Genomic DNA, 26,231 nt, shown 5'->3' with positions numbered 1-26,231 from the left:
ACGGCCACCACCCTTCACGGAGAGTGGTGGCCGCGCATGCTCCACGTCCACGAGGATGATCCCGACCGCAGGCGGCTGGTGCTGCGCGCGCCCGCGCCCGGGCTCGGGGACGTCGGTCGGCGCGTGCTGGCCAGCGTCCTGGCGGTCGCGCCCGTGCTCATCGCGCTGGCCTGGACGTGGATGAGCGAGCCGCGCTGGCACTCGGCGTGGCTCGTGCCGGTGGGCCTCGGCGTCGCAGCCTGGATCACGGGGCGCTTCGCCACCGAGGTGACGGAGCTGGGCTTCGATGGTGGGGCTGGCCAAGCGTGGGTGGAAGAGCGCGGGCACCGCATCTGGGGAACCCGGCGGCGCGCCCAACCGCTCTCCGCCGGGGACGGCCTGGCATTTCGAGGGGGCGTGCTCACCGGCCAGCCGCACCAGCTGGGGGTGGTGATGGAGCTCGCCGGGCGCGCGTTCACGCCCGCGTTCGTGGTCGAAGGGGTGGAGCGTCGCGCGGAGCTCGTCGACCTGGTCGAGCGCTTGGCCGGGCGGATCGGACGGGAGGTGCTGCCTCAACGTGACGACGTCGACGTGCTGCGCCTGTATTGCGGCGCCGAAGGCGCGCCATCGCCCACGCATCGCGGTGCCGCGCGGTCGTACCGAGACGGTGCTCCCGAAGCGCCCCTCGAGCTTCACCGCGGTGCCGGCTTCGAGGCGCCCAGCGTCCTGCCGCCGCCATTGCCGCTCGGCGAGATCCGCGCGCTGGTGGACGGGCTCGAAGTGACCGGCACGGGCGAGCTGACGCTGACCCACGCGCGGCCGCCGTTCCTGTCCGGCAAGTGGTTGCTGGGCGGCGGCTACTTGCTGATGGTGCTGGGGGCCACGCTGCTCTCCGCCGATGTCCCCTTGGGTGAGGCGCGCTGGGCGGAGGCGCTGGTGTTCTTTGGCCTCGTGGCCTTCGTGCTGGGCATCCGCTCGTATGGCGTGGTGCTCGCCGAGGACTGCTGGAGGGCGCTCGGGCGCGCGCTGCGGCCGGTGTTCGGGCCGCCCCGCATGAGCCCGCCCACATGGGGTGCACACGTGGTGCGCGGAGCCACGCTGCGCCCACAGCGACTGGACCTGGAGCTGAGGGTGGGCTCCCTCCAGCTGACCGGCGCAGCGCTCGTGCTCCTGCAGCGCGAGCGCCGGCGCGGCGCGAAGTCATCGCCAGACCAGGAGGGCCTCGCGCTCTGGGTGGTGCAGCAAGGGCGCTGGTACCGGCTGGCCACGGCCCCCTCCGGCGACCTCGAGGGGCCCGGGGCAGCGACCCTCCGGCGCGTGGCGTTCGAGGTGGCGTCGGCGCTGGACGCACCGCTGCGCGCGGGCTGAGCTCACTCCCCCGCGCGGTACGTGGCGCGCAGCTCGCCGGTGTGCGCGTCCCAGAGGCACACGCTGCCGTCCTCGCTGGCGGTGACCACCGCGGCGCCGTCCGGGCTGAAGCTGGCCGCGTGGATGGCCCCGCCGTGGCCCACCAGCTCGGCGTGCATGACCCCCGTGGCCGCCACCCAGACGCGCGCGGTCCCCGTGCGGCTCGCCGTGACCAAGTGGCTCCCTTGGTGGTTGTACGCGGCGCTCATGAGCTGCGCCTGTCCGTCGATGCTCACCCGCTGCTCACCGCTGTGGATGTCCCAGACGCGCACGGTGCCGTCGGCGCTCGCGGTCATGGCCAACGGCCCGAAGGGGCTGAAGCTGGCGGACAGGAGGGTGGCCGTGCTCCCCAGCAGCGACGTGCGCACGCGCCCGGTGCTCGCATCCCAGACCTTCGCGGACCCATCGGGGCTGCCGGTCAGGATGCTGCGCCCATCGGGGCTGAAGTCGGCGATGCTGAGCACGTCCATGTGGCCCTCCACGGTCACGCGCAGGGCACCCGTGCGGGTGTCCCAGACGTTGGCGCTGCCGTCGTGGCTGGCCGTGAGGACGAAGTGCCCGTCGTCGCTGAACGTGGCGCTGGTGACCTGGTCGCCATGGGAGTCCAGCGTGCGGCGCAGGCCGCCGGTCTGCGTGTCCCAGATGCTGGCGGTGCCGTCGGTGCTGCCGGTGACGATGGCGCTGCTGTCGGGGCTGAAGGTGGCGGCCTCGAGGCGCCCCGACTGGTTGGGGAGCGTGGCCCGCAGCTCGCCGGAGCGCGTGCTGAACACGCGGAGCTGGGAGTCGGCAGCCAGGGTGACGAGCGTGAGACCGTCGGGGCTGAGACGTGCGGCGCTCACGGGGCCGGGGTGCGGCTCGAGGCTCACAGTGCGCACGCCCGTGGCGATGTCCCACACGTGGACGTGGCCGTCGGAGCCCGCGGTGATGAGCGAGGCACCGTCGTGGCTGAAGCTGGCGTCCAGAACGGGGCCGGTGTGACCTCCCGCCACCACGCGCGCGGGGAGCGCCGGCAACGAACGCGAGGGCCCTGCCGCAGGGTCGGCCTCCTCCGCCTCGGGCGCAGTGGTCGGAGGCAGCGCACCCACACAGCCAGCGGTCAGCGCAGCGACGAGGAAGACCAGCAAGCGGCGGGACGGGCGAGGGACGGCAGACGAAGCGGTTCGGATCACGGGGACTCCAAGGAAGCGTAGAGGGCGAGCAGTGCTCACCACTTTACGTCGAGGACCGCGTTCGCGATATCCATCGTGTGGATGCGCACGTCCGGCTCGAAGCCGTAGTGGCGCACCATGCCCTCGACCACGCCGATGTAGTAGGGGTCGAGGATCCCGAAGATGTCGTAGTACTCCATGCGCATGTGGCGCTCGCCCAGGGTGTTGATCACCGCGAGCCCTGGCTTGATGCTCTGCGCGATGGCGCGCGGGCCGGACTCGAAGGCACGCTGCAGGTCGTCGCCCAGGACGCCGAACACCACCCGACCGAGCATGGTGGCGGAGAAGTCGGGGAACGCCTTCCAGCCCATCTCACGGAAGGCCTGGCGCGTGGGCTTGCCGGGAAAGAGCCGCGGCACCAGCGCAAAGGACAGGCGCATGTGCTCGCGCAACGGGTAGTCCAAGAAGGGCAGGTAGCGCGGGCGCTCGATGACGATGTCCGCCACCCGGTCCTTGGGCAGCTTGGCCATCATGTCCAGCATGCTGTGGAAGTAGAGGCCTTTGCAGGTGGCGTCCTCGGGTGTGGCCCGCAGGTAGTGGGCGGGGTCCACTTCACCGGTGAAGTCGGGCTTTCGGAACTCGTAGGGGTGGTCCATGAGGAGGCCTGCGGCTCCCCATTTGGGGGCGCGGAAGTCCCAGTCTGACTCGGCGAGCTGCTTTTGTGTATCCGCAGCGAACCCTTTCCGCGGGCGGCTGGCTCCCACCGGCATGCCCCGCCTCGACCGACTCACCCTCCCGCTGCTGGCCGCCCTGGCCTGGTCCGCGGCTAGCCCTGCCGCGGCGCAAACGCAGCGCGCGCTCACCCTGGACGACGCCGTCCAGCTCGCACGCCAGCACGACCCCCGCCTGGCCGGGGCGCGCTCGCTGGCTACCCGCCGCGAGGCTGAAGTCATGGGGGCCCGCGGTCGGCTGCTCCCGCGGCTCGACTTCGAGCAGGCGCTCATGCGGGGTGACCAGCCCGTGTACGCGTTCGGGACGCGGCTGCTACAGGGTCGCTTCGGCGCGGCGGACCTGGCCCTCCCCGCCCTGAACGGGCCGAGCGCCATCACGGACCACGCCTCTCGCCTGACCCTGCAGGTGCCGCTGGTGCACGCCGAGGGCTGGTTCGGCGCACGCGCTGCACGCGAGCAGAGCCGCGCCGCGGCGGCGTCCGTCACCCAGGCCGAGCTCGAGCTCGCCGCCGGAGTGGCCCGCGCGTACTACGGGGCGCAGCTGGCCAGCGAAGGCGCGCGCGTCGCCACCGTGGCGCTCGAGGCGGCCCGCGCCGACGCGGAGAGGGTGCGCTCCATGCTGCGCAACGAGATGGCCACCGAGCTCGACCTCATGACGGTGGAGCTGCACGTGGCCAGCATGGAGCAGCGCAGCATCGAGGCGCGTGGGGAGGCGGAGGCCGCCGCCGCGGCGCTCCAGCACGCGCTGGGACTGCCGCTCGACCAGACGACCGAGCTGAGCTCGACGCTCCCCGAGACCGAGGATGACGGTGGCCATGTGGGAGCGATGACGCGCCTGAGCGTGGACCAACTGCCCCTTCACGAGCACCCCGAGGTGAGCCGCGCCGAGGCCACCGAGGCCGCTGCCGCCGCCGCGCATCGCGCCTCGCTCGCGCGCTTCGCGCCAGTGCTGGCGGCTGCCGCCGAGCTGCAGAGCCACCGCTCGCAGCTGGTGGGCGGGCAGCACGGGGAGAGCTGGACGGTGGGCCTGGTGCTGCAGGTGAACCTCTTCAACGGCCTCCAGGATCTGGCCCAGCGCCGCGCCACCGAGGCGGACCTCGACGCCGTGCGCGTGAGCACCCAGAGCGCCGTGTCGGCCGTGCGCCTGCGCATCCGCCAGGCTCAGCTGGCGCTCGAGGCCCGCGAGGCGGGGCTCACGGTCGCCGCCCGCAGCGTGGAGCTGGCCCGCAGCGCGGCCACGCTCGAGCGCCAACGAATGGACAACGGCAGGAGCGACGCGGCCGCGCTGGTGCGCAGTCAGGCCGCTCTGCTGGACACCGAGCTGCGCCTCTTGGCAGCGCGCCATGCCCGCGAGCTGGCACGCGTGGACCTCGCGGTCGCGCTCGGCGGCATCAACGTCAACCCCGATGAGGTCTCCCCATGAAGAAGCTGCTCACCATCCCGTCGTACCGCTCGCTCACCCTGCCGCTCGGCGCGCTCTTCCTGACCGCGTGCGGCGCAGCCTCGGCAGACCCCGGCGACTCGCACGACACGCCTCCGCCGCCCGCGCAGGTCCGCGTGGCCGAGGCCAGCGAGGGCCCAGTGGCGTCGAGCTACATCGTCACGGGCACGGTCCGTGGTCTCAACACCGCCACGCTCACGAGCCGCATGATGGGCTACGTGGAGACCCTGGACGTGGCCGTGGGCGAGCGCGTGGTGCGCGGCCAGCTGCTGGCCACGCTGGACGACGCCGACCCGCGTGCAGGGCTCCTGCAGGCCAACGCCGGCACGCTCGAGGCGCAGGCCGCCCGCGCGCAGTACGAGCAACAGTCGCAGGCGGCCGAGGCTGCCCTGCAGCTGGCGCGCACCACTCACGAGCGCATGCGCGCGCTGCGGGCCGACCACGCCGTGTCGCAGCAGCAGGCGGACGAGGCCGAGACGGCCTTCCGCGCCGCCGAGGCACAATACGAGGCGAGCCGCTCGGGCATGAGCCGCGCCGACTCCCACATCGCGCAGAGCCGGGCGATGGTGCTGTCGGCACGCGCGGCGCTCGACTACACCCGCGTGCGGGCGCCCTTCGACGGCGTGGTCCTGGCGCGGCCCGCCCAGGTGGGCGAGCTGGCCGCTCCCGGAGCGCCCCTCTACGTGCTGGAGCAGGAAGGTGGCCTGCGCGTGGAGGTGGCCGTGCCCGAGTCCTTGGCCGGCAGCGTGCAGCTGGGCCAGCAAGTGGAGGTGCACGTGGACGCGAACGCGCGCGTGCTCACCGGGACGGTGGGCGAGGTCTCGCCGCAGGTGGACGCCGCCGCCCGCGCCTTCGTGGTGAAGGTGGACCTGCCGAGCGACGCGCTCGAGGGCCTCAGCGCCGGCATGTTCGCGCGGGTGCACTTCCCACGGCAGGCGCGCGACCAGCTGACCGTGCCGCTCGAGGCCGTCAGCGCGCGCGGCTCGCTCGACCGCGTGTTCGTGGTGGACGACGGCATCGCAGAGCTCCGGCTCGTGACGCTGGGCGCCGCGCAGGGTGACCGCGTGGCCGTGCTCTCTGGACTCTCCCCAGGCGAGGTGGTGGTGGTCGCCCCCCCGAGCAGCCTCCGTGATCGCGACCGTGTGGAGGTGAGCCAGTGACCCCCGAACCGCAGACCGAGCAAGCCCCGCTGGGCATGGCTGGGCGCCTCGCCCGCGCCTTCATCGGCAACAAGCTCACGCCCGTGCTCATCGTGAGCGCCGTGGCCCTGGGCGCCTTCGCGGTGCAGCTGCTGCCGCGCGAGGAGGAGCCGCAGATCAAGGTGCCCATGGTGGACATCTTCATCGCCCTGCCCGGCGCCACGGCCCGCGAGGTGGAGCAGCGCGTGTCTTCGCCCGTGGAGCGCTTGGTGCAAGAGGTCCCCGGGGTGGAGTACGTGTACTCCACGTCCAGCCCGGGCCGCAGCCTGGTCATCGCGCGCTTCGAGGTGGGCGCCAGCGAAGAGGACGCCATCTTGCGCGTGCGTGACCGCCTGGCCGCGCACGCCGACCGCCTGCCGAGCGAGGCGAGCGCGCCGCTCATCCGGCCGCGCTTCATCGACGACGTGCCGGTGCTGGCCATCACGCTCTTCAGCGAGCGCTACGACAGCGCCCAGCTGCGGCAGGTGGCCGACGAGCTGCGCGCCGAGTTGAAGCAAGTGCCGGACGTGACCGACGTACAGGTCATCGGCGGCGAGACGCGCCAGGTGCGCGTGCTGCTGGACCCCGAGCTGCTGAGCGCCCGCGGGCTGTCGGCCCTCGCCGTGACGCAGGCGCTCTCCTCGCAGAACGCGCGCATGCCGGCGGGTTCGGTGGCCGAGGGCGGGCACGAGCTGTTGGTGGAGACGGGCACGGCGCTCGAGAACGCGGACGACGTGCGCAGCGTGGTGATCGGCGCGTGGGAAGGCCGGCCCGTGTACCTGCGCGACGTGGCCGAGGTGGTGGACGGTGGCGCCGAGCCCGCCAGCTACGTGCGCTTCGGTGCAGGCGCTGCGGCAGAGCACGACGAGGTGGCCGCGCGGGCGGGCGAGAGCGAGTGGCCCGCCGTGACCATCGCCGTGTCGAAGCGTGAGGGCACCAACGCCGTGGCCGTGGTGGCCGCCGTGATGGCCAAGCTCGAGACCCTGCGCGGGACGCTGGTGCCGAGCGACGTGCAGGTGAGCGTGACGCGCGACTACGGCGAGAGCGCGGCCGAGAAGAGCGACGAGCTGCTGCTGCACATGGGCGTCGCCGTCGTGGGCGTGGCGCTCTTGATCCTGATCGCGCTCGGGCGCCGCGAGGCCCTGATCGTGATGCTGGCCATCCCGGCCACGCTCGCCCTCACGCTCACCGTCTTCTACCTGTACGGGTACACGCTGAACCGCATCACGCTGTTCGCGCTGATCTTCAGCATCGGCATCCTGGTGGACGACGCCATCGTGGTGGTCGAGAACATCGCGCGGCACTACCGCCTGCCCGAGAACCAAGGCCGACCGCTGCTGGAGATCGCGGTGCGCGCCACCGACGAGGTGGGCAACCCCACCATCCTCGCCACCATGACGGTCATCGCCGCCATCCTGCCCATGGCGTTCGTGGGTGGCCTGATGGGCCCCTACATGCGCCCCATCCCGGTGGGCGCCGCGGCGGCCATGATCTTCTCGCTGGTGGTCGCGTTCGCGGTCACGCCGTGGGCCTCGGTGCGCCTGCTGAAGCGCGGCTCCGGAGCCCACGCAGACGGCAGTGGCGGGCACCACGCCCACGAGCAGGAGGGCCGCTCCACTCGCGCGTACCGTCGCTTCGTGGGGTTCCTGATCCGCAGCCGGCGCGCGCGCTGGACCTTCTTGATCGGCATCCAGGTGCTGCTGGTGGGCAGCCTGCTGCTGGTGGCCGTGGGCTGGGTGAAGGTGAAGATGCTGCCCTTCGACAACAAGAGCGAGTTCCAGGTGATGGTGGACATGCCCGAGGGCACCACCCTCGAGGACACGGCGCGAGTGACGCGCGCGCTGGCCGACGTGGTGCGCGCGCAGCCCGAGGTGGTCAGCTACCAGAGCTACGTGGGCACGTCCGGCCCCATCACCTTCAACGGGCTGGTGCGCCACTACTACCTGCGACAGGGCAGCCACCTGGCCGACATCGTGGTGAACCTGCTGCCCAAGCACGACCGTGACGCCCAGAGCCACGACATCGCGCGCGCGCTGCGCGAGCAGCTGCTGCCGGTGGCCGAGCGCTTCGGCGCCACCATCCAGGTCACCGAGGTGCCGCCGGGGCCGCCCGTGCTGCAGACGCTGGTGGCCGAGGTGTACGGCCCGGACTACGAGCGGCAGATCACGGTGGCCGGGCAGATCCGCGACGCGATGAACGCGCTCGACGGAGTGGTGGACGTGGACGTGTTCATGGAGACCGCCCAGGCCGAGCGCCGCTTCGTGGTGGACGACGAGAAGGCCGCGATGCACGGCGTGAGCGAGGCCGAGATCGCCCGCACGCTGCGCTTGGCGCTGGCGGGTGAGCCGGTGGGCCGCCTGCACGACGAGCGCATGCCCAGCGACGTGCCCATCCTGGTGCAGCTCGACCGCGCGACGCGCTCGGACCGTGACCGCCTGCTGGCGACCCCCATGGTGGGCACCGGAGGGCGCGTGGTGCCGCTGCGCGAGCTCGTGCGCGCCGAGGACGGCGTCCAAGAGCACAGCATCTATCACAAGAACCTGCTGCCCGTGGTGTACGTCACCGGCGACGTGGCGGGCGCCATCGAGAGCCCCGTGTACGCCATGCTGGAGCTCGGGCCCGCGCTCGACGCCATCGTGCTGCCCGAGGGCTACGCCATCGAGCAGCTGACCGCCGAGCAGCCGAGCGACACGAGCCGCTACACCGTGAAGTGGGACGGCGAGTGGCACATCACGTACGAGGTCTTCCGAGATCTGGGCGTGGCGTTCGCGGTGGTGCTGGTGCTCATCTACGTGCTGGTGCTGGCGTGGTTCCGCTCGTACCTGGTGCCGGTGGTGATCATGTCCGCCATCCCCTTCTCGCTGGTGGGCATCCTGCCGGCCCACGGCCTGCTGGGCGCGTTCTTCTCCGCCACGTCCATGATCGGCTTCATCGCCGGCGCCGGCATCGTGGTGCGCAACTCCATCATCCTCGTGGACTTCATCGAGCTGCGCCTGGCGGAGGGCATGCCCCTCGAGGAGGCCGTGGTGGACGCGGGCGCCGTGCGCTTCCGGCCCATGGTGCTGACCGCCGCCGCCGTCATCGTGGGCGCGGGCGTCATCCTGTTCGACCCCATCTTCCAGGGCCTGGCCATCGCGCTGATGGCGGGCGAGGTGGCCTCGCTGCTGCTGTCGCGCATGACCGTCCCGCTGCTGTACTACTCGCTCCGCAGCCACCAGGAGAAGCGCGCCCGGATGGAGAGCGAAGGCGCGAGCTGCTACGTTGAGCCGCATGGCGAACCCGAAGTCAGCGGCGCATAGCGACCAGGCGCTCCTCGAGCGGGCCAAGAGCGGTGACGGCGCGGCCATGCAGGCGCTGCTCACCGAGCTCAGCCCCTCGGTGCGGCGCTTCGGCCAGCAGCTCTGCCGCCACGAGGCCGACGCCATGGACGTCATGCAGGACACCCTGCTGGCCGTGGCGTCGCACCTGGGGGACTTCGAGCAGCGCGCGGCGCTCTCCAGCTGGGTGTTCGCCCTGGCCCGGAGCGCCTGCAACCGCCGCCGCCGCGGGCTGAAGAACCAGCCGCACCTGCCGGACAGCACGGTGGCCGACCGCGCCGACGCGGGCGCCACGCCGGAGGAGCAGCTGGAGGCCGCACAGGTGGGGCGTGCCATCGGCCGTGCCCTGTGCAGCCTGCCGGACGCCCACCGCGAGGTCATCGTGCTGCGCGACCTGCTGGGCCTGAGCGCGGGAGAGACCGCCAAGCGCCTGGGCATCACGGTGCCTGCGCTGAAGAGCCGCCTGCACCGGGCCCGCACGGCGCTGCGCGAGGCCTTCGAGCAGCTGGCCCCCGTGGCCAGTGACGAAGAGTGGGACTGCGCGCGCCTCCCCTGACGATTTCGTGAACCCTCTGCCCTGCTGGCTGGCTCCTACGTACGAACAACAGCGTTCACACGGAAGGAAGACAGCATGTCCTGGTTCACACGAAGCGCCGACAACTCCAACTCCCGAGCCCGCCGCATGGTGGCTGATGGCGCCGTCCTGCTGGACGTCCGCAGCCCCGCCGAGTTCGCCTCCGGCCACGTGGAGGGCGCGCTCAACATCCCCGTCCAAGAACTCACGAACCGCATGGGTGAGCTGCGCGGCAAGCCCAACGTAGTAGTCTACTGCCGCAGCGGCGGGCGCAGCTGCGCAGCCGCCGAGATCCTCCAGAAGGCGGGCCACGAGGTGATCGACGTCGGCGCGATGGGCAACTACTGACCTCTCCGTGGTAGACAGGGGCCGATGACCCTATTCGCGACCCATCGGCGTCCCCCCGCCCTGCTCTGCTCCGGTCTCCTGCTGCTCGCGCTCGGCGCCTCGTCGTGTGGCGGTGACGCGGTGCACTACGAGGCGCGCATCGTGCGCACGGCCTACGGCGTCCCGCACATCACGGCCGAAGACTTCGGCAGCCTCGGCTACGGCTACGGCTACGCCTACGCGCAGGACAACTACTGCGTGCTCATGCGCGAGGTGATCCGCGCCGAGGGCACGACCGCCCGCTGGTGGGGCGAGGCGGGCGGCGACGTGGCCGAGGACATGGTCTACCGCCACTACAACACCGCGCGGCTCGCCGAGCGCGAGTTCTTGCGGCCCTTGCCGGGCTGGGCACGCGACGCGGTGCGCGGGTACGCCGCCGGCATGAACCGACACTTGGCCGAGGTGGGACTGGACGGCCTCGCGCAGGGCGACGAAGGCTGTCGCAGCGAGCCGTGGGTGCGCGAGCTCACGGAGCTGGACCTGGCCCGCGTCTATCGCAAGCTCGGCCTACGGGCGAGCACAGGCACGCTCGCGCCGTTGATCGCGGCGGCTTCGCCCGAGCTGCCGCTAGCGCGCTTCGAGGGCCCGCCCCAGCTACCCGGGAGCGCGCCCGGGGTGACGCGGCAGGCGTTGGGCTTCCGCCCCGTCGAGGAGATGGGCTCGAACGCCTACGCGGTGGGCTCCGAGAGCTCCCGCAGCGGCGCCGGCCTGCTGTACGGCAACCCGCACTTTCCGTGGAGCGGCCCGGAGCGCTTCTACCAAGCGCACCTGACCATCCCGGGGGTGTACGACGCGGCGGGCGCCTCGCTGCACGGGGTGCCCGTCATCAACATCGGCTTCAACGAGAACCTGGCGTGGAGCCACACCGTCGCGTCCTCCCTGCACTTCTCGTTCTACGAGCTCACGCTCAAGGCGGACGACCCGATGGTCTACCTCTACGAGGGCGAAGAGCGCCGCATCGAGGCGCACCCGGTGACCGTGGAGGTGCTGCAGGACGACGGCACGCTCGAGGCGCGTGAGCTCACGCTCTACACCAGCCACTTCGGGCCCATGGTGGACCTCGGGGCCATCTCGTCGCTGGTGGGCGGCTGGCCCACCATCGCGCGCACCGCCATCACGTTCCGAGACGCCAACATCGAGAACGACCGCTTGGTGGAGCAGTGGGTGCGCATGGGGCAGGCGCAGGACATGGACGCCTTCGAGGAGGCGCTGGCGCTGATCGGCATCCCGTGGGTGAACACCATCGCCGCCAGCCGCGACGGGCAGGCCTACTACGGCGACGTCACCGTGGTGCCCAACGTGACCGACGCGCAGCTCGAGGACTGCAGCCAGACGGCGGTGGCGCGCCTGCTCACGCGCCAGGGCTTTCCCAGCCTGGACGGCTCACGTGCGGCCTGCGAGTGGGGCAACGCCGTGGGGACGCCGCCCGGCATCCTGGGCTACGACGACCTGCCGCACCTGCGGACCACGGACTACGTGGCCAACGCCAACGACTCGTTCTGGCTCAGCAACCCCCGCCAGCTGCTGGAGGACTTCCCGCCGTTCTCCGGGCGCGAGCGCTACGCGCAGTCCATCCGCACGCGCCAGACCTTCGCGCAGGCCGAGGAGCGGCGAGCGGGCACCGACGGCCTCGGCGAAGCGGGCTTCGCCATCGAGGACCTGATGGCCAACGTGTTCAACGGTCGCTCCCAGGCGGCCGACGTGAGCATGGAGGGCATCCTGGCCGTGTGTGCCGCCACCGCCGACTGGTCTTCCTTCACCGCAGATGGCACGCGCCCGGAGGCCGCCTGCGACGTGCTGCTGGCGTGGGACCAGCGCTTCACGCCCACCAGCCAGGGCGCGCACGTGTTCCGCGAGGTGTACGCGCGCATCAGCGGGCTAGACGACCTGTGGGCCACCCCGTTCGACGAGGCCGATCCGGTGAACACCCCGCGCGACGTGAACACCACCGACGCCGCCGTGGCAGACGGCATCCGCCAGGCCATCGTGGACGCGACGGCGCTGCTGGACCAAGCCAACATCCCGCTCGACCGCGCGTGGTCGGAGGTGCAGTTCCGCATCGTGGGCGACGAGCACATCCCGGTGCCCGGCATGCCCGACTCGCTCGGCTTCAGCGTGATCTCCTCGTCGCTGGTGGACGACTCGGGCTACAGCAACATCCGCGCGGGAAACAGCCACATCCAGGCGGTCACGTGGGACGCGGGCGACCCCTGCCCGCGCGCGTACACGTTGCTCACCTACAGCCAGTCCACCGACCCCGCGTCGCCGCACTACGCAGACCAGACGCGGCTCTACGCGGCCGGCATGTGGAACGAGATGCCGTTCTGCGAGGCCGACGTGCTGGCAGGGGCCATCAGCAACGAGACCATCGTCGGGCCCTGAGCCGAGGAGCCGCGGCTAGGCGGCGCGCGCCACGGTCGCCCGCTTGGGCGACACCCACATGCGGATGGTGGCGCGCACCACCTCGGTGCCCGCGCGGTCGGTGACGCTGACCACGACGGGCACCTCCTCCCCCACGTCCGAGACCACCGGAGACCAGGCGCAGCGTGCCACTAGGTCCGACTCGGCCTTGGCCAGGTACTGGATGTCCATGCCCTTCGGGATCCAGCGATGCGTGCGCGGCAACGACGCCTCCATCATGGTGCCGGCAGCCAGCTCGCAGAGGTTGCCCATGGCCAGCGCGTGCACCGTGCCGATGTGGTTGTGCACCGCGCGTCGCTCGGGCATGCCCACCACCACGAGGCCTTTTTCGAGGGTCTCGAAGCGCGGGGCGATGCTGCTGAAGTACGGAGCCTGCTGGCACAGGGCCAGCGAGAAGAGCTTCTTCCCGAAGGGCAGACGGGCGAGCTTCCCGTATTGCTGGAGCAGGCGATTCTCGGTGTGGGTGGCCGACATGACGGTCGTCTCCTCGCGTCCCGGTCTCCGCAATTGGAGGCCTCGAGCGCACTAGAACTTTGTTCTAGAATATTATTCTAGTCAAGAGTAGGGTATACGAACGCCGCCGATGACGAAGAAGACCCGCAAGCAGACCATCCTCGAGGCCGCCCTCCACTGCTTCAACGCCGATGGGATCGAGGCCACCACCATCGAGGCCATCCGCGAGCGCTCGGGGGCGAGCGTGGGCAGCCTCTACCACCACTTCGGCAGCAAGGAGCGCATCGCCAGCGCGCTGTTCGTCGAGGGCGTCACGTCGCACGCGCAGCTGCTCGCGTCGTACCTCGCGCCGGTCGAGACCGCGGAGGAGGGTGTGCGCGCCGTGGTCCACGCGTACGTGGACTGGGTGTCCGCCCACCGCGAGCACGCGCGCTTCCTGCTGCGCAGCCGCACCTCGGTGGTGGCCACCGAGGGGGAGGCAGCGCTCACTGCCGTGAACGAGGAGAACTTCCGCGCCATCCGAGCCCGCTTCAAGCCGTGGATCGCGAGCGGGGCGATCCGCAAGCTGCCCGTGGAGTGCTACGTGCCGCTGCTGCGTGGCCCCGCGCAGGACTACGCGCGGGCCTTCCTGGGCGGGCACGTGCGCACCGACATCAGCGCGCTCCGCGACGTCTTCGCGGACGCAGCGTGGCGCGCGTTGGCCCCATAGTCGCGACTCCCCGCGAGGCTACTGAGGCACGTAGCGGTCGAGCGTGGCGCAGATGGCGGCAAAGTCCCCCGACTTGGCGAGGACACCGTCTGCCCCGGCGCGCTGGCCCAGCACCTCCAGCTCGGCGGGCTCCTTGGCGGAGTGCAGCACCACCTTGGCCCCGGTCGCGACACGCAGCAGGATGACGCGCTGACGCAGGTCGCGCTCACCCACGCCAGGCATCCCCACGTCCAGCAGGATGATGTCGGGGTTCCACTCACGCAGCCGCAGCTCGAGGCCACCGACCTCGGAGTGCGTGCTCACGTCCCAGCCGGCGTCCCCGAGCACCACGCGCAGCAGGTCCAGCACCACCCGCGAGTCGTCCACCACCGCACAGCGACGTCGACGCCCGCTCACGGCCTCAGCAGGGCGCGCACACGGTCCAGCTCGGCAACCTCACGGTCGACGGCCACGCCCACGCGCTCGATGACCATTCGGTCGAGCTTGGTCAGCGCCGCCTCGAGGGCATCGCAGGCCTCCGTGGTGTGGGGCGCGTCGATGAGCACGTTGGTGAGCTTGTCGGCGGCCTCCATCAAGGTGGCGCAGGCGCGGAGCCGAAGCAGCTGAGCCTCGCCCTTGATGCCGTGCACCACGTCCTTCAGCGCGAACACCTCGGCGGGGTGGCCCGAGCGCATCTGCGCGATGGCCGCCTTGCCGATGGGGATGCGATCGCTCGTGAGCCCCCAGAAACGTTCAATGATGTCCGCTAGGTCGTTCATCGGACCCCCCAGGGCCGTGGATGGAAGGCGCCCAGGTCCCCCAACCCAGGCGAATCCGGCTCAGGAAGAGATGGGACCCTGTGGGCACGAGCCTTGGCTGGCCCTGGCCGGATTCGGCCGGCGAACACACCGCCGCCACGGCCTCGAGGGGTCGCGGTAGAGGATGGTCGGGGACTCATAGGCTTCGCGCTCGGGCCCGCTGTGCTGCGGTCATTCGGGTTGGTCATGGTATTGGCCTCATAGTACAGGAAGGAAGTGGCGCTTGGCTAGCGTCAGACGCTCCGGCAGCTGGCCCGTAGAGCGCGAGGGGGTCCCCGGAGTAGACATGCGCTGCGCCAGGGCAGAAGCCCATCAGCTGTCCAGCGTCACCGTGAGAGTCCACCATGCGCTTCACGGCGCGGGTGGTCTCGCGCACCTCGGCCAAGGCGTGGCCCTGCTCGAAGACAGCCCGCAGCCCTTGCCGCACGTTGCCCACGGTGACGCGCCACTGCACACAGGGAAGCACATTCCCCACTGGATCGATGGTGATGTGGGCGGCGCCTGCAGCGCAGTGCTTGTCGGACTGCGCCATCTGGGCACGGCGAGCTTCGGCCCCCGCACGCATGTCATGCCGGGCGACCGCCCCTTGGGGGTCGACATGCCTGGCGGCACGTTCCCGCAGCAACTCTTTGAGGCGCTCTCTGGCGGAGGGACTCGCCATGAGAGCAACGGGTGTCCGGTCGCCGTTGTCGCGGGGCTTCACCTCAGGGTCCACCTGGAACTGGGCGCCCAGCTCGTCGCAGATAGCAAACATGTCGTCGAGCTCGTGTTCGTTGTAGCGGGTGAGCGTGCTGTTGACCTTCAGGCGAATGCCCAGGTCGCGCAGTTCCTCGAGGTTTGCCAGCAAGCGGTCGAAACTGCCGTCCACGCGTGTCTGCCTGTCGTGAACCGCCGCGCTGGCCCCGTGCAAGCTGACCTCCACGATGTAAGGGTCCACCTCTTCGCGCAGCCGACGTGCCACCGCGCCGCGGAGCGCGTGCCCGTTGGACTTGATGCGAATCACGAACCCGAGGTCGCGCGCCCGCCCGGCGATGGCGAAGAAGTCTTTGTTGGCCAGCGGTTCGCCACCGCTGAAGGTGAGGTTGAGCACGCCCATGTCCGCCAGCTCGTCCAAGGCACGGTGTGGTACTCCAGAAGGGTCAGCGGCTCACCACCCAAGTTGACGTCGTTGTAGCAGAACTCGCAGTCGAGATTGCAGGCGTAGGTGAGCTCGAAGAGCACGGACATGAGCCGGTTCTCGGTCCAGGCGCGCGTGTTGAACGCGGCCCAGCTCAACGCGCCCCCGCTTCCGGGCAGCGGCCACGAGCGCACCGGCTGCGACCAGGTCACGCAGGAAGGCGTCCACGTCTTGGCGTGCGCGCTCTTCGCTGACATCGAACGCTCGACGAGCGCGCCTACCAGCTCTTCGCTGGAGGCCCCGCTCACGATGACTCACCACGCTGGCGCCCGACTCGGTTCACCACCAGGACCTCGCCCGACTCCTGGAGCACGAAGATGCCCTCGTCGTCGATGACGCGAAAGCGGGCATGGGGATGGAGGGCGAAGGTTTCAGGCGTTGGCATGCGACTCGACATCGGCCTCGACAACGGACCAGAAGGAGGGGTCTTTGTGGAAGTGCAGCTTCCGAAGCGGCACGGACGAGAGCAATCGCTCGGCCCGGGAGAACACTGAGTCGCTCTCGAAGGGGTCCACATTCACGAAAGGGCACGCCGCGACCACGCGGGCCAGGGCCTCGGCGCGACCACAAGGGCCCACGCGAGCCTCGGGAGCTTGCACCAGCGCGTAGATGCGCCGAAGTGGGACAGCCTCGGAGCTGAGCGTATCGTGACCGAAATCCCCTGCGAACGGCATGGGCTGGAGGAGGACTCCGGGTGCCAAGGCGCGCAGGTCCACGGCGTTGAGTTCGTCCGAGAGGATGGCGTGGGCGGGGCTGCCGGGCTGGGCCGTGCGCGCGTGAGCAACTGCAGCTGGTGGTCTTGCCCGCGCCCGAGCGCCCGAAGAGGACGTACCCCTTCTGCTCTGGGCCACGCCCGCGCCGTGAATGACCAACGTGTCACGCCGGGCGAGGGCGTAGATCGAGACCACTCGGAACACGTTCTCGAACACAGCGAGAAAGAACCGGTCCTCGAGGCAGGTGCGGACCTCGGCGCGGCAGGCGCCCGGTGAAACGTGCGAAGAACGAGGGCCCTGCGATGTCCACTCGGTCGGCCTGAAAGTCGAGCGCGAGGTCGTACTCCCAGCAGACCGGGGGGGGTGAAACTGGCTGTGCGCCGCGGGCCGGAAGTCTGCGCCCGGCAGGGCTTGCCTGGTCTTGCGGGTGGTGGCTGCGGGCACGACGAGCGCCTGAAGCGCGCCAGCACCACCTCGCGCTGCGCGCCGGAGAGCCCCGGAAGACGAAGTCCACCCCTGCGAAGCGCAGCCCGAGCGCGTGTTCGCCCCAGGCGTCGGCCTCTGCGGCAGGGATGCCGTCCACCAGGTATTCGCTCGCAGGCTTCATCGGGTGGGCAGGAGTCACACGGGAACACCGGTGGCGCGAGACGCGCCCGCGCGCGGGAGACGTTGCGTGATTGGAGCCAGCAGCGCCGGGAGCCAGCGGCGTAGCGCACCGACCCGGCGCGCCAGAGGAACGGGCACCTCCACTACCCCCAGCAGCCGCGCCCGGGCGAAGGCCGGATCGGGGCCGGGCTCGTTGTCGGCCTGGGTGATCCACACCAGGCCGCGCCGTGAGGGGCGGACCCCCAGCAGGCGATGCACGGCCAAGCCAGCGTCCGCCGCACCATGTTCGAAGGCCACGATATCCCCTGGCAACGCCCACCGGCGCGGCTGGACGCGAACGACTTGGCCGTCACGCAGAGCGGGTGTCATGCAGGCGCCCCGGACGACCACCTGGAACGTGGCAGGCGCGCCCGCGAGGCCCGGCTCGCGCAAGAGCTCGGCCACCGCGGCGCGATGCTCGACAGATAGCGCGGCCGCATGCAGAACCATGTCGCGGAGCCTAGCAGCCCGGTCGCGCGGCCTCCAAGTGGCGTTGGGGGGCGAGCGGCGGGGACGACCCCGGGATGGTTTGCTAGCGAGACGGCGTTGCCCTGCGGACCTCGAGCATCTCCTCGCTCGCGCGCAGCTCCGGGGACCAAGTCACGGCACCCACGACACTGAACGTGCCCGCCGCCGGGATGGTGATCACGCAGTCGGTGAGCGCATCCGAGAGGGAGCGCGTGCCCATGATGTCGCTCTCGACCCCGACCCGACCATTGTACGGCGCGCAGCGAGCATCGAGCACGGCGCCGCTGGACGACGTGGCCACCACGTGGAGCGAAGAGGCCCGCAGCGCGCGGTCGATGGCGTTGTCACGGGCAGGGCCGTCGAACATGCCGAAGCCGCCGAGCGGAAACTCGTAGGACAGCGTGAAGTGCAGCGTGTCACCCGGCCCCGCCTCGACGCTGGCCGCTATCCGCCCGTCGGCGGGCAGCACCGCCACCGTCTCGCCTTCGGGCGTGGTGAAGTAGTAGACCACGGCGAAGACCCCGCACACGAACACCAGCGTGACCAGCACGATGAGCGCCGCGCCGCACCCCCTCATCGCACCCCAGAACGAGTTGGATTCTGTCACGGCTCCGAGGTACCGCCCGATCGCGCTCGAGGTCAAGCCGCGCGGCGAATGACCACGGCCCGAGCGCTTCACCTTGCGTATGCTGTGGGTGAGCCCGATAGGCACTGTGCCGTGACCGCGTACCTGTACCCCCTGAGCCTGGCGCTCATCTCCGCGCTCGTCATGGCGCTCGAGCACTTCTTCCCGGAGCGGCCCGAGCAACGCCAGCTGCGGCCCAGGCTGGGGTCGGACCTGGTGCACCTGGTGTTCAACGGGCACTTCCTGGGCGTCATGCTGGCCGGGCTCTCGGTCACCTGGGTGCTGCCGCCGCTCGACGCGTTCCTCGGGACGCGTGGGCTCACCGAGGCGTTCTACTGCGGCGTGGCGCGCGACTGGCCACTCGCGCTGCAGGTCGTGGTCGCGCTGCTGCTGCTCGACTTCGTGCAGTGGGGTATCCACCGCCTGCTGCACCGCGTGCCGCTGCTGTGGGAGCTGCACAAGACGCACCACAGCGTGAGCGACGGCGAGATGGATTGGATCGTGGCGTTCCGCTTCTCGTGGCTCGAGGTGGTGGTCTACAAGTCGCTCCTGTACTTGCCGATGGTGTTCTTCGGCTTCGCGCTGGAAGCGCTCATGGTGCACGCCATCTTCGGCACGCTGATAGGGCACCTCAACCACGCCAACCTGCGCGTGGACTACGGGCCGCTGCGCTATGTGCTGAACAGCCCGCGCATGCACATGTGGCACCACGACTACGACGCCGACGCGAAGACCACCGTGAACTTCGGCATCATCTTCTCGTGCTGGGACTGGCTCTTCGGGACGGCCAAGCTGCCGGCCCAGCCCCCCGCGCGCATCGGGTTCGCAGGCGTTCTGGGTTTCCCGGACACGTTCCTGGCGCAGGAGATCTGGCCCCTCCAGCGCGTGGTGCCCGCCCTCGCGAGGCATCGCTGGGCAGCCGCTGTGGTGGGTGCGCTGGTGCTCGCGGGCGCGTGGTACCTGCACACCAAGCGGTAGCCGGCGCGGCCATCAGCCAGGCGGCAGCAGGTCCGCCACGTCGGGGTGGTTGGGGATCGGCGGAGCGTGCCGCTCCGTGTAGGCCTGCACCGCCTTCATGCCCGCCCACACGCGCTCTCCCGCCTGGGAGAAGATGCCGTCCCGCTTCAGGATGGCCATGGCGTTGCGATTGCCAGCCACCACGCGGGCGTAGCGCAGCTCGAAGCGCGTGCGCTCCGGCACGGGGTGGCCGCACTCGAAGATGCGCTGGTACATGAGCGCCACCGGCAGGAACGCGTGCGCTGCCAGCAAGATGCCGGACAGCGGGCGCAGATCGGGCCGCACGGGCGAGCTCGTCCAATGCGTGTCGCCGTTGACCAGCACCGGGTCGAGCCGCATCAGCGTGTGCAGCTTGCCGTGCTGGGTCTCGTGCACCAGCGCCTCGGCCATGACCAGCGCGTCCGGGTGGAGCGTCATGTACACCAGCCCGGGCGCCTCACGGAACGACGCCGAGAGGTGCCGCTCGGGCTCCACGCCCACGGGGACGATGCGCTGCAAGGTCACCGGCTGCTCGCGCTCCCAGCCGGGCAGCCCCAGCCGAATGAACGCGAGCGCGTCCACCAGGCGCTCGCGCCAGGTCTCGAGCGAGGTGCCACCGAGCGTCATCGCGTTGGCGCGCGCGTCGGGGTGGTCCTGCACGTGGAACAGCGGGTTGCTGTCGTGCTCGCTCAGGTGGAGACCCGGGAGGCGCTCCTCGATGACGTGAAACGGGTGCTCCACGTGCACCCCCTGCGAGCGGAGCGCCTGCTCGTCTTCCGGCGGAGACGCGGGACCTCTCGCCACGGTCACGCGCTGCCCACCCTGCAGCCGAACATCGACGCGGGCCGGCTCGGCGTGCAAGCGCACGGCAGCCGAGTCGAAGCGCAGGACACGGCGGGCGGCGAGCTGGACCAGGGTCTCGACCGGCCCGGTGTGCTCGACCGGGCCCACGAGCGCCCCATGACTCACGGCGGCCAGCAGCAAGTTGGGGAGCGCCCGATGCAGCCCCTCCTCGGGCGGCAGCCGCCGCGCCATGGTCATCATGAGCGGCGACAGCACGTCCGGGCCGGCCAACGCGCGCAGCAGCGCCTCGGGGTGAGCCTCGAGCGCCGGCAGCAGGCCCCGGCGGACGCCTTCGAGGTTGGCGGCGGCCTCGGCACCGAGGGATGGCACCTTGCCTCCCAAGAGAAAGCCGGCCACCCGGAGCAACAGCTTGCGCTGGACGCGCGCGAGGGCGCGGCCGTCGTCGTCGGGAACCAGCAAGAAGGACGGGTCGGGGGCCTGCATGGTGCGAGGACCATCGCCCGTCAGCGGGCGGCCTCGTCCAGCCGCCGCATGCCCTCGAGCAGCAAGCTCTCGGTGGGCAGGTTGATGACGTTGCGCAGCGGCAGGAACGTGGGGTCGAGCGCGAACTCTCCCTCGCTCAGGGCCAGCAGCGCATAGACCGCGTCCGCGCCGGTGCGGTCGCCGATGCGCGCGTCGCAGATGGCCCCCGCGCCGAATTGGATCTCGCCGTTCCCGCTCGAAGACGAGAGCGCCAGCTTGCCGGACTTGCGGCCGTTCGAGAGGATCTGGATGACGTCGGGCAGCGACATCTCCCGCAGCGACCCGCTGACGCCGCGGTTCTGACCGCGGCGAGACTGGGCCAGCACCTGCCCCACCTTCATGGCCACCACCTCGGGCGAGGCAGGCTTCACCATGTAGTCCGCGGCGGCCAGCTCCATGCCGCGCTGCACGCTCTCGCGGTCGCCCCGCCGGGTGAGGAAGATGACGGGCGTGTCGGGCTGGCTGCCGGCGCGGCAGCGCTCCACGAAGCGGAAGCCGTCCTGCGTGGGCAGGTCCACCTCCGTGAGGATCATGTCCACCTCGCTCTCGGAGAGGATGGTGAGCGCCTGGTCGAACAAGCGCGCGATCAGCACGCGGTGCCCGTGCTCCATCAAGCGCATCTCGAGCACGGTGGTGGACTCCACGTCCGGGTCCAGCAGCAGCACGGAGCGGGCGTCGTCCAGCAGGCGGTGACGCACCTCGTCGCCCACGGCCAAGCGCTGCAACAGCTCCACGATGGTGGGGTCGAAGACGGTGTTGACCAGCCCCTGGATGGCCTCACAGGCCTCGCGCGGGGAGAGCCGCCGGCGGAAGGGGTTCTTGCTGCTGGCGGTGATGTCCGCGTACGTCTCGACCACCGCGAGGATGCGGCTGCCGAGCGGGATGTCACGCTCCTGCAAGCGGTCGGGGAAGCCGTTCCCGTCGAAGCGCTCGTAGAGATGATGCAAGGTCTTGGTGGTGCGCTCGTTCAGCCCCGCGCTCTCGAAGAGCCGCGCCGGCGCCGAGAACGACTTCTGCGCCTGAACGCGGTGGCCCTCGTACTGCGCCACGTTCAGCGGGGTGAGGTGGTAGTTCCCGGTCTTGCCGAGGTCGTGCAGGTAGGCAGCCACCACCACGTCGAAGGCGTGGTCCTTGGGCATGTCCACCAACTCGCACAGCTTTCGCGTGAGGCGCGCCACGAGAGACGTGTGGCCGCGCAGCTCGGCGCGCTCTTGCTCGATGAGCGTGACCATCACGTTGAGCGACTCGAGGAACGTGCGCGGCGACACGCTGACGCTGTGAGCTGCGGGGCTGGCCGCCTCGACGGGCGGGAGAGCCACGTGGGCAGACGACGGCTCGGCGCTCACCAGCGGGGCACGCTGCGCGGAAGCCACCAGGGGCGACGCGTTCAGCGCGGCCATCAGGGAGGCATCGGCAATCTCCATGACGCGTGGCGCGGGCGGCGGCGCGGGCGGCGGCGGCGGCTCGGGGCGGCGCTGTGGCGCAGCTGGGCGACCCGCACGCGATGGCTGCGGCGCGTCCAGACCGAAGTCCACATCGATGTAGTCACCCCGTGTGGCGGGCCCCTGCTCGGCCTCGGCCTTGCGAGCGCGCTTGGGCTGCATGAGCTCCGTGAACGAGTCCACGTCGCCGTAGTAGTACTTGCGAATGGCCGCGCGGACGGCCCCTGGGCGCGCCACATACGTGGTCACGGTGCGCGCGTCGGTGGCCACCTGCAGCTGCTTCGCCACCTCCACCACCTGCAGATCGTAGGTCACCACGGACAGGGTCAGCGTCTTGCGGTCGAAGAGGATGGGGAAGGCCCCGAGCCGCTCAGCCAGGCGCCGCGGGACCATCTCGATCAGCGTCCGGCTGACCTGCGCCTTGGCCAGCTTCTCGGTGGAGACGAACTGCGTGCGCACCATCTCGGCGACCGTCCGCAGCAGGTCGGGCTCGGTGACCACGCCCAGCTCGAGCAGCGCCTCTTCGACTCGCTCTCCGTTGCGGCTGGCGTGGTGCAGCACGCGGTCATAGTCGAAGGGCTCGACCAGGCCGTCGGCGGCCAGCTTGTCGAGTACTTCGATGCCCTCGGGGGAGTCACCAGTCATTCCCGGACACTATAGCGTCTTCCGCCGACGCGCCCGGAGGATCTTTCGGTTGCGGGTGAACGCGACCCGTGCACCCCCGGTGGCCAGCCGGCCCAGCCCCAGGGACCTTCTTGCGTGTCGGTCGCGCGGGCGCTGCTACACTCGCCCCGTGCGCACGCTCGCCCCCCTTCGCCCTTCACCGGCACGCTCCGCCGCGCTGGCCGCCTCGGTCGTGCTGGCGTTCGCCTGCGCGGCGCTGGGCTGCACCTCGTCCGGCTCCTACCGTGAGGGCGAGTACAGCGGCGGCGACGCCGACTTCCACGTGGGGATCCTGGGGCCCGAGTGGACCCGCCTGCGCGTCCGTGACCAGAACGACCTCGCGTTCCTGCACGAGCCCACCTCCGGCGTCATCCAGGCCAACGCCTCGTGCCAGCCCGGCCTCGACATCCCGCTCGAGGCGCTGCGCAACCACCTGCTCATCGGCTTCACCGAGCGCAACGTGGTGGAGGAGCGCCGCATCGAAGTGGACGGCCGCGAGGCCCTCGACGTGCACGTGCTGGCGGAGCTGGACGGCGTCCCCGTGGAGCTGCGCCTCACCATCCTCAAGAAGAACGACTGCGTCTTCGACATGGCCCTGGTGGCCGCGCCCGACACGTTCGCCGGGCTCGAGCCGCAGTACGACGCGTTCTTGAACGGCTTCCACAGCGAAGGCGCGCCCGCTCCAGAGGCCATCCGGTGAGCAGCACCATGGACGCGCGCGCGGGGGCCGCCGCGAGCTTCGCCCTCGCTCGAATGCGCGCCTTCATCGAGCACATCGGTGGTGCTACGCAGCTGGCGGTCCGCGCCTTTAGGGCGCTGGTCAGCACGCGCTTCGAGCCGCACGCCTTCATTTACCAGGTGGAGCAGCTGGGCGTGAAGAGCCTGGCCATCGCCGCCGTCACGGCCATCTTCGTGGGCCTGGTCATGGCCATTCAGTTTGCGTTCTCGCTCGAGACCTTCGGCGCGCGCGACACCCTCGGCCGCATCATCGTGCTGTCCGAGGCCCGCGAGCTGGCGCCCACGCTGACGGCGCTGGTGGTGGGCAGCCGCATCGGCGCGGGCATGGCGGCCGAGATCGGCTCCATGGCCGTCACCGAGCAGATCGACGCCATCCGCGCGTTGGGGGCCGACCCCATCCGCAAGCTGGTGGTGCCGCGCATCCTGGCGGGCATCCTGATCATGCCGCTGCTCACCAGCATCGCCTTCGTGCTGGGCATGCTGAGCGCCATGCTGGTGGCGCGCGCCTCGTTCGGCATCCCCATGGACTTCTTCGTGAGCTCTGCGCTCGACTCGCTCACGGTGCGGGACATGGCCGCCGGCCTCGCCAAGACGCCCTTCTTCGGGTTCTTCATCACGCTGCTGGGCTGCTACTTCGGGCTCGAGACGCGCGGTGGCACCGAAGGCGTGGGGCGCTCCACCACGCGCTCCGTGGTGGTCGTGTCGGTCACGGTGCTCGTGGCCGACGCGCTGCTGACCCAGATCTTCGTGAGCCTCTGAGCGTGACGCGCGCTCGGCTTCGAGACGGCTGGCCCCTCTACGCGCTGCTCGGCGCGCTGTTGCTGCTGGGCCTCACGGTTGCAGACGCGCAGCGGCGGCACGCAGGCCACGCAGCGCGGGCGCGCATGCACGGTGTGCTCACCCAGCTGCTGGGCAGCTCGGACCTGGCGCTCTCGTCCAGCTCGCGCTGGCTGCGCAACCCCTCGCAGGTGGAGCCCGCTGCGGCAGCGGCCGATGCGCCGGCCATCCTGGACACGGATCCCGCCGGTGCGTTGATCCCGCCCGACCCGAGGGTGCTGGGCCAGTCGGCTCGCTCATTGCGCTCGGTCCCCACGGGCCGCTCGCGCGAGGCCCGGCCATGAGGCGGCACACGGCGCTGTTTCGCTTCGCGCTCGGAGCTTGCTCGCGGCGCGCCGGGCGCACGGCCTCCATGATGGTGGGCCTGGCCTTCATCACGTGGCTGTTCGCGTCGGTGGTGTTCCTGACCGACGCGCTGCGGCACGAGGCGCGCCTGGGCATCGGCGAGCTGCCGGACCTCATGGTGCAGCGTACCGTGGCAGGCCGCCCTGCCCTCTTGGACGCCACCCACGTGGACGCCCTCGCGGCGATGCGTGGCGTGAGCAGCGTGACGCCGCGCGTGTGGGGCTACCTCTATGTGCCCTCGCTCGAGGCCAACCTCACTGTGGTGGGCCTCACCGCAACGCCAGACGCGTCGCTCGCGGTGGAAGGGCGCCTGCCGCGCGAAGACGGCGAGGTGGTGGTGGGCGAAGTGCTGGCCGAGCGTCTGGGCCTGCGCCGCGGAGACGAGGTGGCCCTGCCCGCCGCCGAGCGCTACCAGCTGGTGCGCGTGGTGGGTGTGTTTCGCGCCGAGTCCGCGCTGCGCACGGCCGACGTGATCCTGGCGCTCGAGCCACTGGCCCGCACGCTGCTGGGCATGCCCGAGGGGCAGTACACGGATCTGGCGGTGGAGCTCCGCGTGGCCGACGAGGCGTCGGTCGTCGCCAACCGCGCAGCGGAGCTGTTCCCCGGCGCCCGCGTGCTGCAGCGCAGCCTGATCGAGCGCACCCACGCGCTCACGTTCGACGCGCGCGGCGGCATGTTGAGCGTGCTGCTGCTGCCCGCCCTGGCGGCCTTGCTGCTGCTGGCCTGGGACCGCCTCACGGGGCTCGGCGAGGTGGAGCGGCGCGAGATCGGCATCCTCAAGGCCGTGGGCTGGCAGACCACCGAGGTGCTCACGGTGCGGCTCTACGAGCAGCTGGTGGTGGCCCTGACGGGCGCGGCGCTGGGGGTGGCCTGCGCCTACGTCTATGTGTTCGCGCTCGGCGCACCCGGCATGGCGGGCGCCCTGTTCGGCTGGAGCGCGCTCTACCCGGAGCTGAGGCTCACCCCCAGCGTGGACGCAAGCGCCCCGCTCAGCGTGCTGGCCGCCGTGGTGCTGCCGTACGTGGCGGTGGGGCTGGTGCCCGCGCTGCGCGCCGCTTTGATGGACCCGCTCGACGCCCAGCGAGGCCGCGCATGAGCGTGCAGCTGGTAGACGTGAAGAAGCGCTATCAGGACGGGCGGCGCACACACGAAGCCGTGGCCGGGGTGTCGCTCACGCTCGAGCCGGGCACGCTCACGGTGCTGGCGGGGCCCAGCGGCAGCGGCAAGTCCACGCTGCTGGCCCTGTGCGGCGGCATGACCACGCCCACCTCCGGTGACGTGCGCCTCTTCGGGCAGTCCATCGTGTCGTTGCGCGACCACCACCGGGCGCAGCTGCGGCGCGAGCGCGTGGGCTTCGTGTTCCAGGACCTGGGGCTCATCGACTCGCTCTCGCTGATGGAGAACGTGCTGCTGCCGCTGGTCCCCAGCGGCACGGTGGATGCTGCCGTGCGCGCTCGAGCCCAGGGGTGGCTCACGCGACTGGGCCTCGGTGAGCTGGCCCAGAGCCGCGCCGATGCGCTGTCCGGGGGGGAGCGGCAACGTGGGGCGCTGGCGCGCGCGCTGATCACGCAGCCGGCGTTGCTGCTGCTGGACGAGCCCACCGCGCACGTGGACCGCGAGAGCGCCGCCGAGATCGTGCGCGTGCTGGCCGAGCTGCGCGACGAGGGCACGATCGTGGTGGCGTCCACCCACGACCCGCGGCTGGTGGAGCGCC

General features: G+C 71.0%; 25 protein-coding genes. 14 read left to right on the top strand and 11 right to left on the bottom strand.

The features are described from left to right. The first annotated feature begins 36 nt into the window (after positions 1-36). Positions 37-1,347 carry a hypothetical protein gene (locus tag IPI43_28055; protein MBK7777923.1) on the top strand — a complete coding sequence of 437 codons (1,311 nt, stop codon included), beginning with the start codon at positions 37-39 and terminating at the stop codon, positions 1,345-1,347. Positions 1,348-1,349: 2 nt separating this feature from the next. Here the strand turns inward: IPI43_28055 and IPI43_28050 are convergent, their stop codons facing one another. Then, positions 1,350-2,510, bottom strand: a complete 1,161-nt coding sequence (locus tag IPI43_28050) for a hypothetical protein (protein MBK7777922.1) — start codon at positions 2,508-2,510, stop codon at positions 1,350-1,352. Positions 2,511-2,590: 80 nt separating this feature from the next. Further along, positions 2,591-3,190, bottom strand: coding sequence for a DUF2378 family protein (locus IPI43_28045; GenBank protein MBK7777921.1), 600 nt, complete (start codon positions 3,188-3,190; stop codon positions 2,591-2,593). Between the two features lie 112 nt (positions 3,191-3,302). Between IPI43_28045 and IPI43_28040 the strand changes: the two genes are divergently transcribed. From IPI43_28040 to IPI43_28015, 6 genes are all read left to right on the top strand, one after another. Next, a complete protein-coding gene (locus IPI43_28040) occupies positions 3,303-4,688 on the top strand; it encodes a TolC family protein (protein MBK7777920.1) in 1,386 nt (461 codons plus the stop codon). Next, entirely contained in the window at positions 4,685-5,866 is a 1,182-nt protein-coding gene (locus IPI43_28035) for an efflux RND transporter periplasmic adaptor subunit (protein ID MBK7777919.1), read from the top strand. The genes IPI43_28040 and IPI43_28035 overlap by 4 nt, the downstream gene beginning before the upstream one ends. A 35-nt stretch (positions 5,867-5,901) precedes the next feature. Continuing rightward, the gene (locus IPI43_28030) at positions 5,902-9,183 is read left to right on the top strand and encodes an efflux RND transporter permease subunit (protein MBK7777918.1); all 3,282 of its coding nucleotides are present in this window, start codon (positions 5,902-5,904) and stop codon (positions 9,181-9,183) included. Then, complete coding sequence (locus IPI43_28025) at positions 9,155-9,757, top strand: RNA polymerase sigma factor (GenBank protein ID MBK7777917.1); 603 nt, start codon at positions 9,155-9,157, stop codon at positions 9,755-9,757. Before IPI43_28030 ends, IPI43_28025 begins: the two co-directional genes overlap by 29 nt. A gap of 75 nt (positions 9,758-9,832) precedes the next feature. Then, positions 9,833-10,123, top strand: coding sequence for a rhodanese-like domain-containing protein (locus IPI43_28020; protein ID MBK7777916.1), 291 nt, complete (start codon positions 9,833-9,835; stop codon positions 10,121-10,123). Positions 10,124-10,147: 24 nt separating this feature from the next. Next, entirely contained in the window at positions 10,148-12,544 is a 2,397-nt protein-coding gene (locus IPI43_28015; GenBank protein MBK7777915.1) for a penicillin acylase family protein, read from the top strand. A 15-nt stretch (positions 12,545-12,559) separates the two neighbouring features. On the opposite strand, the gene IPI43_28010 is transcribed toward IPI43_28015, so the two are convergent. After that, the gene (locus IPI43_28010; protein ID MBK7777914.1) at positions 12,560-13,057 is read right to left on the bottom strand and encodes a DUF4442 domain-containing protein; all 498 of its coding nucleotides are present in this window, start codon (positions 13,055-13,057) and stop codon (positions 12,560-12,562) included. A 109-nt stretch (positions 13,058-13,166) separates the two neighbouring features. On the opposite strand from IPI43_28010, the gene IPI43_28005 reads away from it, so the two are divergent. Next, positions 13,167-13,745 (top strand): TetR/AcrR family transcriptional regulator, encoded by a 579-nt coding sequence (locus IPI43_28005; GenBank protein MBK7777913.1) that lies wholly within the window; start codon positions 13,167-13,169, stop codon positions 13,743-13,745. A gap of 18 nt (positions 13,746-13,763) precedes the next feature. Here IPI43_28005 and IPI43_28000 read toward each other — a convergent pair whose 3' ends face one another. The 6 genes from IPI43_28000 to IPI43_27975 form a co-directional block, all read right to left on the bottom strand. Further along, positions 13,764-14,141, bottom strand: coding sequence for a response regulator (locus tag IPI43_28000; protein ID MBK7777912.1), 378 nt, complete (start codon positions 14,139-14,141; stop codon positions 13,764-13,766). Continuing rightward, positions 14,138-14,503 (bottom strand): hypothetical protein, encoded by a 366-nt coding sequence (locus IPI43_27995; GenBank protein ID MBK7777911.1) that lies wholly within the window; start codon positions 14,501-14,503, stop codon positions 14,138-14,140. Before IPI43_27995 ends, IPI43_28000 begins: the two co-directional genes overlap by 4 nt. Positions 14,504-14,726: 223 nt before the next feature. Further along, positions 14,727-15,656, bottom strand: coding sequence for a radical SAM protein (locus IPI43_27990; GenBank protein MBK7777910.1), 930 nt, complete (start codon positions 15,654-15,656; stop codon positions 14,727-14,729). Positions 15,657-15,963: 307 nt separating this feature from the next. Further along, on the bottom strand, positions 15,964-16,104 hold the full coding sequence (locus tag IPI43_27985) for a hypothetical protein (GenBank protein ID MBK7777909.1): 141 nt from the start codon (positions 16,102-16,104) through the stop codon (positions 15,964-15,966). A gap of 949 nt (positions 16,105-17,053) precedes the next feature. Then, positions 17,054-17,527 (bottom strand): S24/S26 family peptidase, encoded by a 474-nt coding sequence (locus IPI43_27980; protein MBK7777908.1) that lies wholly within the window; start codon positions 17,525-17,527, stop codon positions 17,054-17,056. Positions 17,528-17,609: 82 nt separating this feature from the next. Then, positions 17,610-18,152 (bottom strand): hypothetical protein, encoded by a 543-nt coding sequence (locus IPI43_27975; protein ID MBK7777907.1) that lies wholly within the window; start codon positions 18,150-18,152, stop codon positions 17,610-17,612. Between the two features lie 111 nt (positions 18,153-18,263). Between IPI43_27975 and IPI43_27970 the strand changes: the two genes are divergently transcribed. After that, a complete protein-coding gene (locus tag IPI43_27970; protein ID MBK7777906.1) occupies positions 18,264-19,148 on the top strand; it encodes a sterol desaturase family protein in 885 nt (294 codons plus the stop codon). A 12-nt stretch (positions 19,149-19,160) separates the two neighbouring features. Here IPI43_27970 and IPI43_27965 read toward each other — a convergent pair whose 3' ends face one another. Next, on the bottom strand, positions 19,161-20,453 hold the full coding sequence (locus IPI43_27965) for a hypothetical protein (GenBank protein MBK7777905.1): 1,293 nt from the start codon (positions 20,451-20,453) through the stop codon (positions 19,161-19,163). A gap of 20 nt (positions 20,454-20,473) precedes the next feature. Beyond that, positions 20,474-22,579, bottom strand: a complete 2,106-nt coding sequence (locus tag IPI43_27960) for a DUF4388 domain-containing protein (GenBank protein ID MBK7777904.1) — start codon at positions 22,577-22,579, stop codon at positions 20,474-20,476. A gap of 148 nt (positions 22,580-22,727) precedes the next feature. Between IPI43_27960 and IPI43_27955 the strand changes: the two genes are divergently transcribed. From IPI43_27955 to IPI43_27935, 5 genes are all read left to right on the top strand, one after another. Beyond that, positions 22,728-23,297 carry a hypothetical protein gene (locus IPI43_27955; protein ID MBK7777903.1) on the top strand — a complete coding sequence of 190 codons (570 nt, stop codon included), beginning with the start codon at positions 22,728-22,730 and terminating at the stop codon, positions 23,295-23,297. 8 nt (positions 23,298-23,305) lie between these two features. Continuing rightward, the gene (locus IPI43_27950) at positions 23,306-24,094 is read left to right on the top strand and encodes an ABC transporter permease (protein MBK7777902.1); all 789 of its coding nucleotides are present in this window, start codon (positions 23,306-23,308) and stop codon (positions 24,092-24,094) included. Between the two features lie 2 nt (positions 24,095-24,096). Continuing rightward, positions 24,097-24,456, top strand: coding sequence for a hypothetical protein (locus tag IPI43_27945; GenBank protein ID MBK7777901.1), 360 nt, complete (start codon positions 24,097-24,099; stop codon positions 24,454-24,456). Continuing rightward, entirely contained in the window at positions 24,453-25,613 is a 1,161-nt protein-coding gene (locus tag IPI43_27940) for an ABC transporter permease (GenBank protein MBK7777900.1), read from the top strand. The genes IPI43_27945 and IPI43_27940 overlap by 4 nt, the downstream gene beginning before the upstream one ends. Next, positions 25,610-26,231, top strand: a 622-nt coding sequence (locus tag IPI43_27935) for an ABC transporter ATP-binding protein (protein MBK7777899.1), incomplete at its 3' end; no start/stop codon positions are given. The genes IPI43_27940 and IPI43_27935, both read left to right, overlap by 4 nt.

The organism is Sandaracinaceae bacterium, from assembly GCA_016706685.1.
In the GTDB taxonomy this organism is placed as follows: domain Bacteria; phylum Myxococcota_A; class Polyangia; order Polyangiales; family Houyiibacteriaceae; genus JADJJE01.
The sequence above is the reverse complement of the archived record's forward strand: the minus strand, read 5'-3'. Positions and strand labels throughout refer to the sequence as shown.